General features: G+C 75.0%; 16 protein-coding genes. 5 read left to right on the plus strand and 11 right to left on the minus strand.

The genetic code is table 11. The features are described 5' to 3' along the window. The first annotated feature begins 253 nt into the window (after window positions 1-253). Together CUT83_RS21450 and CUT83_RS21455 are read left to right on the plus strand one after the other, a co-directional pair. Entirely contained in the window at window positions 254-1,390 is a 1,137-nt protein-coding gene (locus CUT83_RS21450; RefSeq protein ID WP_206282662.1) for a carboxylate-amine ligase, read from the plus strand. Further along, window positions 1,387-2,457 carry an iron-containing redox enzyme family protein gene (locus tag CUT83_RS21455; RefSeq protein ID WP_101257463.1) on the plus strand — a complete coding sequence of 357 codons (1,071 nt, stop codon included), beginning with the start codon at window positions 1,387-1,389 and terminating at the stop codon, window positions 2,455-2,457. Before CUT83_RS21450 ends, CUT83_RS21455 begins: the two co-directional genes overlap by 4 nt. An 18-nt stretch (window positions 2,458-2,475) precedes the next feature. On the opposite strand, the gene CUT83_RS21460 is transcribed toward CUT83_RS21455, so the two are convergent. Continuing rightward, a complete protein-coding gene (locus CUT83_RS21460; RefSeq protein ID WP_165869579.1) occupies window positions 2,476-2,736 on the minus strand; it encodes a CDGSH iron-sulfur domain-containing protein in 261 nt (86 codons plus the stop codon). Continuing rightward, complete coding sequence (locus CUT83_RS21465) at window positions 2,720-3,385, minus strand: HemK2/MTQ2 family protein methyltransferase (RefSeq protein ID WP_173915128.1); 666 nt, start codon at window positions 3,383-3,385, stop codon at window positions 2,720-2,722. Before CUT83_RS21465 ends, CUT83_RS21460 begins: the two co-directional genes overlap by 17 nt. Before the next feature lie 119 nt (window positions 3,386-3,504). Here CUT83_RS21465 and CUT83_RS21470 point away from each other — a divergent pair, with 119 nt between their 5' ends. Continuing rightward, window positions 3,505-4,686: a zinc-dependent alcohol dehydrogenase gene (locus CUT83_RS21470; RefSeq protein ID WP_101257464.1), complete on the plus strand. Its 1,182-nt coding sequence runs from the start codon at window positions 3,505-3,507 to the stop codon at window positions 4,684-4,686. An 85-nt stretch (window positions 4,687-4,771) separates the two neighbouring features. On the opposite strand, the gene CUT83_RS21475 is transcribed toward CUT83_RS21470, so the two are convergent. From CUT83_RS21475 to CUT83_RS21515, 9 genes are all read right to left on the minus strand, one after another. Continuing rightward, window positions 4,772-5,074, minus strand: coding sequence for a DUF6343 family protein (locus tag CUT83_RS21475; RefSeq protein WP_101257465.1), 303 nt, complete (start codon window positions 5,072-5,074; stop codon window positions 4,772-4,774). Window positions 5,075-5,345: 271 nt separating this feature from the next. After that, on the minus strand, window positions 5,346-5,813 hold the full coding sequence (gene mnhG, locus CUT83_RS21480) for a monovalent cation/H(+) antiporter subunit G (RefSeq protein ID WP_101257466.1): 468 nt from the start codon (window positions 5,811-5,813) through the stop codon (window positions 5,346-5,348). Next, window positions 5,810-6,076: an MrpF/PhaF family protein gene (locus CUT83_RS21485; protein ID WP_093849577.1), complete on the minus strand. Its 267-nt coding sequence runs from the start codon at window positions 6,074-6,076 to the stop codon at window positions 5,810-5,812. Before CUT83_RS21485 ends, mnhG begins: the two co-directional genes overlap by 4 nt. After that, window positions 6,073-6,666 (minus strand): Na+/H+ antiporter subunit E, encoded by a 594-nt coding sequence (locus tag CUT83_RS21490; RefSeq protein ID WP_101257467.1) that lies wholly within the window; start codon window positions 6,664-6,666, stop codon window positions 6,073-6,075. The genes CUT83_RS21485 and CUT83_RS21490 overlap by 4 nt, the downstream gene beginning before the upstream one ends. Then, window positions 6,663-8,345, minus strand: a complete 1,683-nt coding sequence (locus tag CUT83_RS21495; RefSeq protein ID WP_101257468.1) for a Na+/H+ antiporter subunit D — start codon at window positions 8,343-8,345, stop codon at window positions 6,663-6,665. The genes CUT83_RS21490 and CUT83_RS21495 overlap by 4 nt, the downstream gene beginning before the upstream one ends. Next, window positions 8,342-8,806, minus strand: a complete 465-nt coding sequence (locus CUT83_RS21500) for a Na(+)/H(+) antiporter subunit C (RefSeq protein ID WP_101257469.1) — start codon at window positions 8,804-8,806, stop codon at window positions 8,342-8,344. Before CUT83_RS21500 ends, CUT83_RS21495 begins: the two co-directional genes overlap by 4 nt. Next, entirely contained in the window at window positions 8,803-11,745 is a 2,943-nt protein-coding gene (locus CUT83_RS21505; RefSeq protein ID WP_101257470.1) for a Na+/H+ antiporter subunit A, read from the minus strand. The genes CUT83_RS21500 and CUT83_RS21505 overlap by 4 nt, the downstream gene beginning before the upstream one ends. 147 nt (window positions 11,746-11,892) lie before the next feature. After that, entirely contained in the window at window positions 11,893-12,093 is a 201-nt protein-coding gene (locus CUT83_RS21510; protein WP_101257471.1) for a DUF2180 family protein, read from the minus strand. Further along, the gene (locus tag CUT83_RS21515; protein ID WP_101257472.1) at window positions 12,090-12,473 is read right to left on the minus strand and encodes a hypothetical protein; all 384 of its coding nucleotides are present in this window, start codon (window positions 12,471-12,473) and stop codon (window positions 12,090-12,092) included. Before CUT83_RS21515 ends, CUT83_RS21510 begins: the two co-directional genes overlap by 4 nt. A 173-nt stretch (window positions 12,474-12,646) precedes the next feature. On the opposite strand from CUT83_RS21515, the gene CUT83_RS21520 reads away from it, so the two are divergent. Together CUT83_RS21520 and CUT83_RS21525 are read left to right on the plus strand one after the other, a co-directional pair. Further along, on the plus strand, window positions 12,647-13,249 hold the full coding sequence (locus CUT83_RS21520; protein ID WP_101257473.1) for a hemerythrin domain-containing protein: 603 nt from the start codon (window positions 12,647-12,649) through the stop codon (window positions 13,247-13,249). After that, complete coding sequence (locus tag CUT83_RS21525) at window positions 13,246-14,379, plus strand: NAD-dependent epimerase/dehydratase family protein (protein ID WP_240958240.1); 1,134 nt, start codon at window positions 13,246-13,248, stop codon at window positions 14,377-14,379. The genes CUT83_RS21520 and CUT83_RS21525 overlap by 4 nt, the downstream gene beginning before the upstream one ends. Window positions 14,380-14,415 lie beyond the last annotated feature (36 nt).

A 14,415-nucleotide genomic window follows, 5' to 3' on the forward strand; every position in this document is an offset into this window, starting at 1 on the left:
CCCGGTACCCGCCGGTACCGGGCGGAAACGCGCGGTGTGCCCCGGCTGCGCACCGATCGTGCCGTTTCCGGGACCGGGGCGCGGGTATCCCGGCGCATCGCGTCCGGCGCGGGAGACGGGAAGCGTCCAGGGGGCCGCGGGAAGCCGCGGTGGCGCCCGGTGCGCACCGGGTGCGAGCGGTCGCGGTACCCGTGGCCCGCCCCGGAAAACCCCCGCCCGTTTCGCCGGACGGGCCGGGGGTACCCACACTGCCGTGACCAGGGATGGAACCGCCGGGGGGCTGACCATGGGGGTCGAGGAGGAGTTCCTCCTGGCCGACCCGACGACCGCCCGCGCCGTGGCCGGCGCCCAGGCGGTACTGCGCCGCGCCCACCACGAGGCGTCCGCCGCCGACGGCTCCGGCTACAAGGCGGAGTTCCTCTCCAGCCAGGTGGAGTCCGCCACCGGGGTGTGCACCTCGCTGGAGGAGATCCGCGGTGAGCTGGCGGGGGACCGCGCCCGGCTGGTGGACGCCGCCCGGGAGGAGGGTCTGCTGCTGCTGTCCTCCGGGACGGCGGTGCTGAGCGACGGGCGTCCTCCGGTGGCCGAGGGGGAACGCTTCCGCCGCGTCTCGGAGCTCTTCGCCGACATCGTGGACGACTACCAGGTGTGCGGCTGCCACGTCCATGTGGGCGTGCCGGACCGGGATACGGCGGTGGCCGTGGTCAACCGGGTGCGCCGCTGGCTGCCGACGCTGCTGGCACTGTCGGTCAACTCCCCCTTCTGCGAGGGCCGCGACCGCGGTTACGCCAGCTGGCGCATGATGGAGCAGCTGCGCTTCCCCGCCGCCGGGATGCCTCCCCGCTTCCCCGACGCCGCCTTCCACGACGCGGAGGTGGAGCGGCTGGTGTCCTACGGGGCGCTGATCGACGACCGGATGAGCTTCTGGCTGATGCGCCCCTCGCCGTGGCTGCCCACGGTCGAGTTCCGGGTCGCGGACGCGGCGGCCACCGTCGACGACGCGGTGCTCCAGGCCGCGCTGGGGCGGGCCCTGGTGCGCCGGGCGCTGGCCGAGCTGGAGGCGGGGGTGCCGGAGCCGGAGCTGGACGAGCGGGCGGCCAGGGCCGCGGTGTGGTCCGCGGCGCGCTACGGGCTGCGGGGCGACGGCGTCGATCCGGTCGCCCGCGCCCGCGTGCCGGCCGGCGAACTGCTTCGGGCGCTGCTGCGGCACGTCGCGCCCGCCCTGGAGGAGACCGGGGACACCGAGGCCGTACGGCGGCTGCTGGAGACGGTGCGCGAGGACGGCACCGGGGCCGAGAGGCAGCGGCGTGCCTGGGCACGGGGCGGCCCCCGGGCGGTGGTGGAACTGCTGGCCGCCCAGACCGACGCGAGGGAGCGCAAGCGGGCATGACGACAACCACCGGTACCGCCGCCGGTACGGCCGGTTCCGCCGCCGGAGCCCCCTCGGGCGCCGTCACAGCGGAGCTTCCCTCGGCGCGCGGCGAGTTGAGTTCAGCGGTGCTGGCGGCCCTGGCCGCCCCGCCGCCCGCGCGGCTGCCGTCGTCCCTCAAGGCGGCGGTGGAGAGGGCCGACCCGTACGGCGAGGACCTGCAACTGGCCCTGTACGTCTGCTACGAGCTGCACTACCGGGGCTTCGCGGGCGTGTCGGCCGAGTGGGAGTGGGATCCGGACCTGCTGCGGCTGCGCGCCGGTCTGGAGCGGGTCTTCCTGAGCGCCCTGCGCCGCGACACCCTCACCGGCACGGCCTCGGACTCGGACGTGGCCGCCGCTCTGGAGCCGCTGCTGGTGGAGCCGGCCGAGGGCGGCGGGGTGTCGGACTTCCTGCTGCGCGAGGGCGAGTGGTGGCAGATGCGCGAGTACATCGCGCACCGCTCGGTCTACCACCTCAAGGAGGCCGACCCGCACGCCTGGGTCATCCCCCGTCTCGACGGCCAGGCCAAGGCGTCGCTGGTGGCGGTGGAGTACGACGAGTTCGGCGGGGGCCGCGGGGAGCGGGTGCACGCGCGGCTGTTCGCGGACCTGATGGCGGGCGCGGGCCTGGACCCGTCCTATCTGCGCCATCTCGACGATGTGCCCGCCCCGGTCGTCGCCGGGGTGAACCTGATGTCGCTGTGCGGGCTGCACCGTTCCCTGCGCGGCGCGCTGGTGGGCCACTTCGCGGCGGCCGAGATCAGCACCGCCCCCAGCGCCCGGAAGATGGCCAGGGCGCTGGAGCGGATGGGCGCCGCGCCCGAGTGCGTGCTGTTCTTCACCGAGCACATCGAGGCGGACGCCGTGCACGAGCAGGTGATGCGCCGGGACGTCATCGGCGATCTGCTGGCGCGCGAGCCGGAGCTGGCCGCCGACGTCGTGTTCGGCGTCCGCGCCACCGAGCTGCTGGAGGAGCGTCTGGCGGACCGTCTGCTGGGCGCCTGGCGGGCCGGCGCCACCTCGCTGCGGCGCCCGCTGGAGACCTGACGGGCGCCCGGCACCGGGTCAGCCCCGGCCCTCCCCCGCCTCCGAGTCCGGGTTCGCGGGCCTCGGGCGTCGCTCCCTGCGTCGGTGGCTGGTGTCGCACCACGGGTAGCGGTGGCTGCGGCGGCAGGTGCACAGGGCGACCGTGAAGCGGTCCGAGCGGGCGATGCGGCCGTCGGGGAGGACGACCTCGACCGGCCCCTCCACCAGCACCGGGCCCTCGGGATCGATCACCACGCGCCGGGCGCGGCTGTCACCGGCGGGTTCAGGGACGGTCGGCACGGACCACCACCAGTTCCTCGGTGCGCTGCCCCGGGGCGATCAGGCCCCGCTCCTCCAGCCAGGCGGCGCGTCCGCACAGCACCGGGCCGAACGGGATGGTGGTGCGGGCCACCACGGAGGACTTCAGTCCCCGCTCGCGCAGCAGACCCAGCGTCAACTGCGTGCCGCACAGCTCGGAGTGGACCATCAGCATGGTGCCGCCCGGCGCCAGCAGCGCGGGCGCGTACGCGCACAGCCGGTCCAGCACCGCGCGGCCGTCCGGCCCGCCGTCCCAGCACATCGCCGCGCCCCCGCGGGGCGGTTCGCGCCGCGGGGAGGGCACGTACGGCGGGTTGGTGAGGACCACGCCGAAGGGGCGCCCCCGCTCCGCCTCGGCCAGGGCGTCGGCGAGGTCGCCGCGCCGTACCGCCAGCGGCAGCCGGTGCAGCCAGGCGTTGCAGCGGGCGGCGAGCACGGCCCGGGGCGAGGCGTCCAGCGCCACCGCCTCGGCCGCGCCCATCCGCAGGGCAGTCATGGCGAGCACTCCGGTGCCCGTGCAGAGGTCCAGGACGCGGGCTCCGGGAGCGAGCGCGGCGTCGTGCAGCGCCTGCCTCAGCAGCCAGGTGTCGTCCTGGGGCGCGTACACCCCGGGGGGCCTGAGCAGCAACATGAACACCGGATACCTCGTTTGCCGCTCCCCTAACGCACCCGTCCCGGGCCCGCGGGGCGGGACTGGCCGGCCCGCACCGGGGTACCCGGCCGGTTCCCCGCGAAGAGAGGTGAGGACCGATGAAGGCAGTGGTCTGGCACGGCCGGCGCGACGTACGGGTGGACGAGGTCCCCGACCCGGCGATCCGCGAACCGACGGACGCGGTGGTGCGGATCACGTCGAGCGGGCTGTGCGGCTCGGACCTGCACCTGTACGACGTGCTGACCCCGTTCATGACGGAGGGTGACATCCTCGGGCACGAGCCGATGGGCATCGTGGAGGAGGTCGGCCCCGAGGTGCCGGACCTCTCCCCCGGCGACCGCGTGGTGATGCCGTTCCAGATCGCCTGCGGCACCTGCTTCATGTGCTCGCAGGATCTCCAGACCCAGTGCGAGACCACCCAGAACCGCAAGTTCGGCACCGGTGGCTCGCTCTTCGGCTACACCAAGCTCTACGGTCAGGTGCCCGGCGGCCAGGCCCAGTACCTGCGGGTGCCGCAGGCGCACTACGGACCGGTCAAGGTGCCCGAGGGGCCGGCCGACGACCGCTTCCTGTACCTGTCGGACGTGCTGCCGACGGCCTGGCAGGCGGTGGCGTACGCGGACGCGCCCAAGGGCGGCTCGCTGGTGGTGCTGGGCCTGGGCCCCATCGGCGACATGTGCTGCCGGATCGCACTGCACCTGGGCGTGGAGAAGGTGATCGGCGTCGATCTGGTGCCCGAGCGGCTGGAGCGGGCCCGGGCGCGCGGCGTGGACGTGCTGGACCTCACCGAGCACGACGACGTCGCCGACGTCGTCCGGGAGAAGACCGGCGGGCGCGGCGCGGACGCGGTCATCGACGCGGTGGGCATGGAGGCCCACGGCAGCGCGGTCGCCGAGGTGGCGCAGAAGTCGACCGGGCTGCTGCCGAAGAAGATCGCCGAGAAGCTGATGACCACGGCTGGCGTGGACCGGCTGGCCGCCCTGCAGCTCGCCATCGACGCGGTGCGGCGCGGCGGCACCATCTCGATCATCGGCGTCTACGGCGGGATGACCGACCCGCTGCCGATGCTCACCCTGTTCGACAAGCAGATCCAGCTGCGCATGGGCCAGGCCAACGTCCGGCGCTGGATCCCGGAGATCATGCCGCTGCTGACGGACGAGGACGTGCTGGGCGTGGACGACTTCGCCACCCACCACGTGCCGCTGGAGAAGGCCCCCCAGGCGTACGAGATGTTCCAGAAGAAGGCCGACGGCGCGGTGAAGATCGTCCTGCGGCCGTAGGGCCGGCCGCCGTCCTTCCGCCCTCACGGCGGGGCGGCGCGGGCCGGGGGCCGGACCCTCACGGCGCGGGCCGGGGGCCGGACCCTCACGGCCCGCGCCGCCCCGCCCCTCCCGCGCCCGCCGTGCGCTCGCGCCTGCGGCGCACCAGGACGACGATCAGGTCGATCACGCCCACCAGGGTCAGCGCGGCACAGATCCAGGCGATGGTGCGCAGCGAGTCCGCGCCGGGGACGTCGCCCGGGCCCGAGTCCGCCGCCCAGAGGGCGAAGAACACCGTCCCGGCCAGGAAGACCGGGATGTACACGACGGACAGCAGCAGCCGCAGCCCCAGCGGACTGCGGGCCGTCACGGGTTCGGTGCCGGTGCGCGACCGGCCGGGGATCCGCATGCGGGTGCACCTCCTCGGCTCCGGTTTCTCCGGGTCCCCCTGGTCCTTCTGTCCATCTGGTCCTCCGGCCTCGCCGGGTACCCGGTGCCGCTCCCGGCCATGCCACCGCGCCGGGGCGCCATGGGCGCGGTTCGCCCTTCCGCCGTCGGCGTCCACCCCGTCGCCGGGGATCGGCGCGGTGGCCGCGCCGTAGGTCCTGCCCGACGGGCGGGTGCGCCCCTCATGCCGTTGGGACCTCGGCAGGGGGAGCCCGGAGGACGGCCGGGCCGCGTCAGGCCTCTCGGCGCCGGCCGTCCCCGGCGCCGTCCTCCGGCCTGTCCCCCGGCTCGTCCGCGCTCCCGTTCCCGGTGTCGTCCGGCTCCGCCGCGGCCTCCGGGTCCGGGGGCCCCAGCCGCCCGGCCAGTTCGTCCACCACCAGGGTGCTCCGGTCCACCGCGCCGGTGCGGTAGGCGACCCGGCCGACGACCTGGCCGGCGACGGGCACGGTGAACAGCTGGAAGAGGGCGACGAGCAGCAGCAGTCCGGCGTAGGGCAGCGGCACCCGCAGGGCCGCGCCCAGCAGGGACAGCAGCACGCCCAGGGTCTGGGCCTTGGAGGAGGCGTGGAGCCGGGAGGCGGTGTCGGGGAAGCGCAGCAGCCCCAGCGCCCCCAGCAGGCAGAAGAGTGCGCCGGTCAGCAGCAGTACGGCCGAGGCGGTGGCCACCACGACCGCGCCGCCGTCGGCCGCCAGCCGGGTCATCGTAGCTCCTCCCGTTCCTCGATGAGCCGCGCCGCCGTCATCGCCCCGATGAAACCGAGCAGCGCCAGCACGACCAGCACGGGCACGAACGTGGTGTACTCCCACACCGCGATGGCCACGCAGGCTCCGGCGACCAGCAGCGTCACCAGCACCTCCACCGCCACGATCCGGTCCAGGGAGCGCGGGCCGCGCACCAGCCTGACCAGGACCAGCACCGCGGCGGCCGAGAGCAGGGCCAGGGCGGCGACGGCGACCGCGTTCACCGCCCCACCCCCTTCGCGTGCCCGTCCCGCCGCAGCAGGCGCTCGCGCGCCCCGGCGGTGCCCAGGGCCCGCACCACACGGCGTTCGTCCTCGGACGTCTCCGCGCGCCGCCCCGGGACCTGCGAGGCGTCGCGCACCGGCAGCGCGTGGACGTACAGCCTGCGCCGCCCGCGGTCGATCTCCAGCACCAGCGTGCCCGGTGTCAGCGTGACCAGATGGGAGGTGGCGGTGATCAGCAGGTCGGTGTCCGCCTCCAACTGCACCTCCAGCACCGCGGCCCTGGTCCGCGGCCCGCGCAGCACCGCCTCCCGGGCCACCACGAGGGCCGAGCGGGCCAGGTCCACCAGCATGTTCCAGGCCATCACCACCAGTCCGAGGGGATGGACCGACGCCCGGTGGCCGATCGGCGGCAGCGGGAAGATCACCGCCACCGCCACCGCCACCGCCGCGCCGCAGACCAGCACGACGGGACTCACCGACCCCCACAGCACGATCCACAGCAGCCACAGCCAGAGCACCACCGGCCAGCGTCCCCGCAGCCGGTTCCCGGCAGGGGGCGCGGCGGTGGTGGTGTCGTCCGTGGAACTCATCGGCGCTCCCGCTCCTCGGTTCGGTGGGTGCTTCGGTCGTTCTCGCCGCCCGGGCCTTCCCCGCCGCCCGGGTCCTCCCCGCCGCCCCGGATCCGCCCGGTGCTCCGTGGGTGCCCGGGCTCTCCGCTCTCCCCGGTCTCCCCTGCCTCCCGGACGTCCGCGGGGATCGCGCCCCGCCCTCCGAGCACCGCCTCCAGGTAGGCGTCGCGCTCCAGCAGGTCCACCGCCGCACGCTCGCCGACCCGCGCCACCGGTCCGGCGCCCAGCGCGATCGCCACACCGATCAGCACGGTGCCGGCGGTGGCGCCCACCATCAGCCGCGTCCCGGTGCCGCGGGGCCGTGCCGGGGGAGGCCGTCCGGACCCGGTGGCGAACGCCGCCCGCCACACCTTGGCCATCGCGTAGAGCGTCAGCAGGCTGGTGAGCAGGGCCGCGGCCAGCAGGGCGAGGGCGGCCGCGCCGCCCTGCTCCGCTCCCGCCTGGAGCAGGACGAGCTTGCCGACGAAACCGGACAGCGGCGGGATCCCGGCCAGGCTCAGGCCCGAGATCAGGAACAGCGCCGCCAGGATTCCCGGCGGCGGAGCCGCACCGGCCAGTCTGCTCAGCGACGCGGTGCCGCTCCAGGCGACCACCAGGCCCGCGATCAGGAACAGCGCGGCCTGGACGGCGATGTGGTGCATGGCGTACAGGACGGTCCCGGTGAGTCCGGTGACGGAGTACAGGGACAGCCCGAAGAGCATGTAGCCGATGTGGCTGACCAGGACGAAGGACAGCAGCCGGTTGAGGTCCTGCTGGGCGATGGCGCCCAGGATGCCCACCAGCAGGGTGACCCCCGCCGCGACCAGCAGCGGCGTCCACGGCTCGGTGCGCGGGAAGAGCAGCGTCTGGGTGCGCACCATCGCGTACAGGCCGACCTTGGTCAGCAGCGCGGCCAGTACGGCGGTGATGGGCGCCGGGGCGGTGGGGTAGCTGTCCGGAAGCCAGAAGTGCAGCGGCACCATGGCCGCCTTGATGCCGAAGACGATCAGCAGCAGCAGACTGAAGACGGTCCGCAGTCCTTCGGGGAGGCCCGGCATCCTGTCCCCGAGGTCGGCCAGGTTGACCGTGCCGGTGGCCGCGTAGACCACTCCGATGGCCGTGAGGAAGAGCAGCGACGACAGCAGGCTGGTGATGGTGTACGTCATCCCGGCCCGGATGCGGCTCTCGTCGGCGTCCAGGTTGATCAGCACGTAGGAGGCGGCGAGCATCAGCTCGAAGGCGACGAAGAGGTTGAACAGGTCCCCGGCCAGGAAGGCCAGGGAGACCCCGGCCGCCAGCAGCAGGTAGGAGGGGTGGAAGGGGGCGTGGACCGGGTCGCCGCTCCCGCTCCCGGCCGTGCCCTGCCCGATGGCGAAGACCAGCACCGCCAGCGCCACCGCCAGCGCCACCGTCAGCAGCAGTGCCGAGAGCCGGTCGGCCACCAGGGTGATGCCGGCCGGGGCCGGCCAGCCGCCGACGTCCAGCACCAGCGGGCCGCGCCGGTCGCTGAGGACCAGCAGGATCACGGCGTCCACCAGCGCCACCAGCAGCCCGCCGGTGCCCAGCAGCCGCTGCGCGCCGGCACTGCGCCACACGGCCAGTGACAGGCCCGCGGCCAGTACGGGCAGCAGGACGGGTGCGATCAGCAGCCAGTCGGTCATCGCTCCTCCCCCTTCCCCGGTGTCTCCCGCGCCGTTTCCCGTGTCGTCCGTTCGGGTGTCTCTTCCGGTTCCCCGGCCGCGTCGCCGGGACGCCTGGGGTGCTCGCTCTCGCCCAGCCTGCGGTCCTCCACGTCGTCGCGGACCTCGTCGTGGCCGAGCATCAGCCAGCCCCGGTAGACCAGTGCGAGCAGCAGGATGGAGATGCCGAAGGTGATGACGATCGCGGTCAGGGCCATGGCCTGCGGCAGCGGGTCGGCGAACGAGGCCTCGTCCTGCCCGTGTCCGGTGACCGGTGGCCTGCCCGGCGGCCCCGCGGCCAGCAGGATCAGCAGGTTGGTGCTGTGCCCGAGCACGAGGAAGCCGAACAGCAGGCGCATCAGGGAGCGCTGCAGCAGCAGGTGGAAGCCGACGGCGAACAGCCCGCCCACCACCACGGCCGATGTCAGGTCCAGAGTCGTCATCGGCCGCGGCTCCCGGGTGCGTCGGAGGGCGGGGACTGCCCGGCGCCGCCGGATCCGCCGCCGGGCTCACCACCGGGCTCACCACCGGACGGTCGCGGCGCCTCCTCGACGGGCGCCTGGGCGGGGCCCATGGCCGCCAGTAGCTTCAGGCACACTCCGGCGACCAGCAGATAGACCCCGGTGTCGAAGACCACGCTGGTGCTCAGTTCCAGATGGCCGAAGACCGGCAGCGTCACGCTCGGCAGCGCGGTGGACAGGGGTGCGCCGCCGAAGGCGATCGGGGCCAGGCCCGCCGTCGCGGCCAGGGCCAGTCCGGCGCCCGCGATGACGCGGGGATCGACCCGTCCGGCGAACGCGGCGTCGATCCGGCCGCCCACCAGATAGCGCAGGGTGAACGCCTGCCCGGCCACCAGCCCGCCGGCGAAGCCGCCGCCGGGCCGCAGATGGCCTGAGTAGAGCAGATAGACCGAGAACACCAGGATCGACGGGAACAGCAGCCGGGTGACGACCTCCAGCATGATCAGGCGGTCGTGGGCGGGCATGTTCTCCGCCTCCGGAAGCCACCGGTCCTGCGGTACGCCCCAGCGCGCGGTCGCCGGGTACCGGTCGGCGGCGGGGGGCCGGGAGCGGATCGGTCCCCCGGTCCTCCCGGCACCCGCCGGAAGCAGGATCAGGGCGCCCACGCCGATGGCCGCCACCAGCAGCACGGCGATCTCCCCGAGGGTGTCCAGGGCACGGAAGTCCACGATGATCGCGTTGACGACGTTGTGGGCCCCGGCCTCCTTGACGTGCTCGATGTAGTAGGCGGACACCGCCGGGTCCCGGCGGGCGGCGGAGGCGGCCACGGCCAGCAGCGCGACGAGCGTGCCGACGGCGGCGGACAGCGCCAGTCGCAGGCGGCGCGTACGGGGACGCGCGCGCCGGGGGCCCAGATGGGCCGGAAGACCGCGCAGCACCAGCACGATGATCACCAGTGTCAGCGTCTCGACCAGGAGCTGGGTCAGCGCCAGGTCCGGGGCGCCCTGCACCAGGAAGAGGCCGGCGACCCCGTAGCCCACCGCCCCGGCCAGCAGGGCGGCCGACAGCCGCCGGCGTACGCGGGCCAGGACGACCGCCGCGGTCAGCACCACCACGCCCAGCGGCACCTGGACGGCCGAGGCCCACAGCGGCGGTGCGGTGAAGGGGGTGTCGCGCAGCAGCAGGGCGGTGCCCGGCACCACCAGCACGGTGGTCAGCAGCACGGTCAGATAGACCGGCAGGGAGCCGACCTGGGTGCGGCGGGTGAATCCCAGCGCGGCCCGGTCCAGGCCCTGTTCGGTGCGCCGGTAGCCCTCCTGCGCGTCGGGGGCGCGGGGCGCGCGGTCGCGCAGCGCGGCCAGGGCGGGGCGCAGGCGGTACAGCAGGACACCTGTGGCCTGCGCGGCGACGGACAGTGCGAGGGCGGGGCTCAGCCCGTGCCAGAGCGCGAGGTGGTACGGCTTCTGAGGGGACGGCAGCCGGTCGGCGTAGGGCTCGGTGAGGGTCTCGGTGCCCGGGTACCACACGCCCAGGGCGACGGTGGCCGCCACCAGGGCGGCGATGGGTACGGCCATGCCGAGTGCCCGGTCGCCGGGGTCCTCCTGCGGTGTCGGTTCCGCGCCGGGCCGGCTCGCGAAGGCGCCCCACAGATAGCGGACGGCGTAGGTCACGGTGAGCGTGGAGCCGGCCACCAGGGCGGCCAGTACCCACTCCTCGCCGGTTCCGGGGCCGTGCCGGGCCGCGTTCCAGAAGGCGTCGAAGTACGCCTCGTGGCCCAGGTAGCCGACCAGCGGCGGCAGTCCGGCCATGGAGGCCGCGGCGAGGGCGGCCAGTGCCAGCAGGACCGGCCTGCGGCGGCCCAGGCCGGAGAGGCGGCCGATCTCGCGGGTGCCGGTGTGGTGCTCGACCAGACCGGTGATCAGGAACAGCGACGCCTTGAAGGTGGCGTGTGCCAGCAGCATCACCTCGCCGGCCAGCGCGGAGTTGCGGGTTCCGTAGCCGAACAGGGCGATGAGCAGACCGAGTTCGCTGATGGTTCCGTAGGCCAGGACACGTTTGAGGTCGCTCTCCCACAGGGCCCGCCAGGCGCCGAGGACCAGCGACAGCAGGCCGACGGCCAGCACCAGGGGGCGCCAGGGCTCGGTGTCGGCGAAGCCGGGCGCCAGCCGGGCCGTCAGATAGACGCCGGCCTTGACCATGGCGGCGGCGTGCAGATAGGCGCTCACGGTGGTGGGCGCGACCATCGCGGCGGGCAGCCAGCCGTGCAGGGGGAACTGCGCCGACTTGGTGAAGACGCCCACCAGGACGAGCACCAGCGCGGCGGGGACGTACCCGCCCTCCGGGGGGTCGGCGACCAGTTCCGAGATCCGGTAGGTGCCGGCCGTCTCCCCCAGCATCACGAAGCCGAGCAGCATCGCCAGGCCTCCGCCGGTGGTGACGACCAGGGCCTGCTGGGCCGCCTGGCGGTGCTCCCGCGTCCTGCCCCGGCCCGCGATGAGCAGGAACGACACCACGGTGGTCAGTTCCCAGAAGACGTACAGGACCAGCAGGTTGTCGGCGGTGACCAGGCCGAGCATGACGCCGGCGAAGGCGAGCAGCAGCGCGGACTCGCGGCCGTGTCCCTCGGAGGTGTAGCGGGCGCCGTAGAACAGGACGGCGGCTCCGACGCCGCTGACGATCACCGTCATCAGCAGTGAGAGCGCGTCCAGCCGCAGGACGACCTCCAGGCCCAGCGAGGGCGCCCAGCCGAAGTGCTCCACGGGGGTGTCCCCGTCGAGCACGTCGGGGGTGAGCGCCGCCGCCCAGGCCAGCGTGGCCAGCGGTACCAGGGCGGCCACCCACCACACGGCGCGCCCGGCGCGCGGTGCGAGGGCGGGGAGGAGGGCGGCCACGGCGGCGTGGGCGGCGATCAGAACCAGCAAGGACACTCCCGGATGAACCGCGCATGGGCGAACAGAGCGTACATAAAGGGACGTGTGCCGTGTGGCTGTACACCCGTCCGTGGCGCGGTCGCGCCGGGGGCCGGGGCGCGGGCCGGAGGTGGGGGCGCGGGGCCGGGTGGCGCGGTGTCAGCCCTCGGCCCGCGCACACACCTCGCACAGCGCCCGGCGGGCCTCCGGCGCCTGGGTGACCTGGCCCATCCCCCGCGGCTCGCTGACGAGTTCGGCCTCGATCCGCAGGTGTTCGGGGCACAGGCCGACATGGCAGCGTGAACACACCGCGGCGGCGGTGGTGGTGCGGTCTCGCGTCAGACACTCGTAGCAGTTCATGGCCTCGGTCCGTTCTCGTCCAGTGCGTGGCCGCGCAGCCCCAGCGACTCCTCCAGCTCGCGGATGCGCGCGTCCAGCCGTTCGGCCCTGTCGGCGCGCTCGCAGGGGGCGGGCGGGGGCCTGACGGTGATCACCAGTACGGCGCAGCGGTAGAAGAGATACGCCGGTACGACGACCGGCCAGGCCATGCCGTACAGGAACGCCGTCGACGCGGTGGCCGACTGACCCTGCCGCCGGAACCGCTCGACCGGGTCCTCGTCCGCATGCCAGTCCCGCTCCAGTTCGATGACCCGGGCCCGCTCGATGCCGTACACCACACGGGCCGTCAGAAGGGCCACCGACACATAGACCGTCAACAGCAACAGCAGGCCGACCAGCACGCCGCACCATCCCTCCTTCCGCACTTCGCGCAGTACCCGGGGCGAGGGGACGGAAACACCGGGTGTGCACCGGTTCGCGCGCCCCCGGCGGGCGGGGCGGGACGGGCCGTTTCCCCTCCGGGAGGGCGGGTACCCGGCGCCGGGCCACAGCGCATGCCGTGAGGAGGAGCGAGATGGCTGGACGGGACATATCGCCCGGCGCCGTCGCGGAGGAGGACGTGGTGGCCCTGCTGACGCGGCGGCACGACGAGATCCGGGAGCTGTTCGACGCCGTGGAGAACGCCGCCGCCTGCGATGACGACAGCGGCGACGGGTGCCGGGCGGCGTTCCGGCGGCTGGTGCGGGTGCTGACCGCGCACGAGACCGCCGAGGAGGAGATCGTCCACCCGTACGCGCGCGGTGCCCTCGAGGGCGGCGAGGAGATCGTCGCGGCGCGGCTGGAGGAGGAGCGGCGGACCGGGCGGGCGCTGCTGCGGCTGGAGTCGATGGACTGCGCGGGGGACGGCCGGGCGGCCTTCCTGCGGGAGCTCGCGGCGCTGCGCGAGGAGACGGAGGCGCACACACGCGCCGAGGAGCGCTACGAGTTCCCCCCTCTGGAGGCCGGAGGCGACCCCGAGTGGCGCAGGGCGATGGCCCGGGCCGTGCGGGCCGCGGAGTCGGTGGCTCCCGCCCGTCCGTACCCCGCGGCCGTGCCGGACGGTGAAGACGCCGCGGCGGGCCCGTTCGCCGCCGTGGTGGACCGGGCCCGGGGCGCGCTGCGCCGGGAGGAGCGGTGACCGGGGCGCCGGCCGGGAGCGGCGGGAGCGCGGGGGGCGGTCTGCGCGTGGTCGTCCTGGGCGCGACCGGCAATGTGGGCACCTCGGTGGTGCGGGCCCTGGGCGACGCCCCCGAGGTCGGCTCGGTGCTCGGCGTCGCCCGCCGCACACCGCTGTGGACGCCGCCGAAGACCGAGTGGGCCAGTGCGGACATCGGGGCCGGCGGCGACGGCGAGGACCCGGCCGGGCGGGCCGCCGAGGAGCGGCTGACGGACCTGTTCCGGGGCGCCGACGCCGTGGTCCACCTGGCCTGGCTGATCCAGCCCACCCATGATCCGCTGGTCACCTGGCGCACCAATGTGCTGGGCACCGCCCGGGTGCTGCGCGCGATGGCGGCGGCCGAGGTGCCCGCGCTGGTGTACGCCTCCTCGGTGGGCGCCTACTCCCCCGGCCCCGTCCACCGCGCCGTGGACGAGACCTGGCCGACCCACGGCGGCCGGCCGGACGCCGCGTACTGCCGGGAGAAGGCGTACGTGGAGCGGCTGCTGGACGGTTTCGAGCGCGACCACCCCCAGGTGCGCGTGGTGCGGATGCGGCCGGGCTTCCTCTTCAAGCGGGAGGCCGCCAGCGAGCAGCGCAGGCTGTTCGCCGGCCCGTTCCTGCCGCAGCGGCCGGCCGGACTCGGCCTGGTGCCGGCCGTGCCCGCCCTTCCGGGGATGCGCTTCCAGGTACTGCACACCGACGACGCCGCCGAGGCGTACCGGCTCGCGGTCCTGAAGCCGGTGCACGGCGCCTTCAACCTGGCCGCCGAGCCGGTGGTGGACGCCTCCGTGCTGGCCGGCGTGCTGGGCGCGCGCGTGGTGCGGGTGCCGCTGGGGCCGGTGCGGGCCGCGGTGGGCGCGGCGTGGCGGCTGCGGCTGGTGCCCGCGCCTCCGGAGCTGCTGGACGCGTTCCTGCGGCTGCCGGTGATGGACTGCGGGCGGGCCGCCGGGGAGCTGGACTGGCGGCCGCGGCGGTCGGCGCAGGAGGCGCTGCGGGAGCTGCTGCGCGGGATGCGCGAGATGGCCGGGGCGCCCACCGCCCCGCTGGCGCCCGTCGTGGCGGGCGGGCGGCGGCACGAGATCGCCACCGGGGTGGGCGGCCGGGCCTGACCCGGCCCGCCGGCCCCGGCGCCCGGCACCGGCCGC

This window comes from Streptomyces barkulensis, assembly GCF_002843305.1.
Classification (GTDB): Bacteria; Actinomycetota; Actinomycetes; order Streptomycetales; family Streptomycetaceae; genus Streptomyces; species Streptomyces barkulensis.

What these genes read in the sequence shown, in the direction of transcription:
- CUT83_RS21465 (WP_173915128.1), bottom strand. Translation starts at nt 3,385, where the DNA reads ATGTTGCTGCTCAGGCCCCCCGGGGTGTACGCGCCCCAGGACGACACC.
- CUT83_RS21520 (WP_101257473.1), top strand. Translation starts at nt 12,647, where the DNA reads ATGGCTGGACGGGACATATCGCCCGGCGCCGTCGCGGAGGAGGACGTG.
- CUT83_RS21510 (WP_101257471.1), bottom strand. Translation starts at nt 12,093, where the DNA reads ATGAACTGCTACGAGTGTCTGACGCGAGACCGCACCACCACCGCCGCC.
- CUT83_RS21455 (WP_101257463.1), top strand. Translation starts at nt 1,387, where the DNA reads ATGACGACAACCACCGGTACCGCCGCCGGTACGGCCGGTTCCGCCGCC.
- CUT83_RS21490 (WP_101257467.1), bottom strand. Translation starts at nt 6,666, where the DNA reads ATGAGTTCCACGGACGACACCACCACCGCCGCGCCCCCTGCCGGGAAC.
- CUT83_RS21495 (WP_101257468.1), bottom strand. Translation starts at nt 8,345, where the DNA reads ATGACCGACTGGCTGCTGATCGCACCCGTCCTGCTGCCCGTACTGGCC.
- CUT83_RS21470 (WP_101257464.1), top strand. Translation starts at nt 3,505, where the DNA reads ATGAAGGCAGTGGTCTGGCACGGCCGGCGCGACGTACGGGTGGACGAG.
- CUT83_RS21500 (WP_101257469.1), bottom strand. Translation starts at nt 8,806, where the DNA reads ATGACGACTCTGGACCTGACATCGGCCGTGGTGGTGGGCGGGCTGTTC.
- mnhG (WP_101257466.1), bottom strand. Translation starts at nt 5,813, where the DNA reads ATGACCCGGCTGGCGGCCGACGGCGGCGCGGTCGTGGTGGCCACCGCC.
- CUT83_RS21475 (WP_101257465.1), bottom strand. Translation starts at nt 5,074, where the DNA reads ATGCGGATCCCCGGCCGGTCGCGCACCGGCACCGAACCCGTGACGGCC.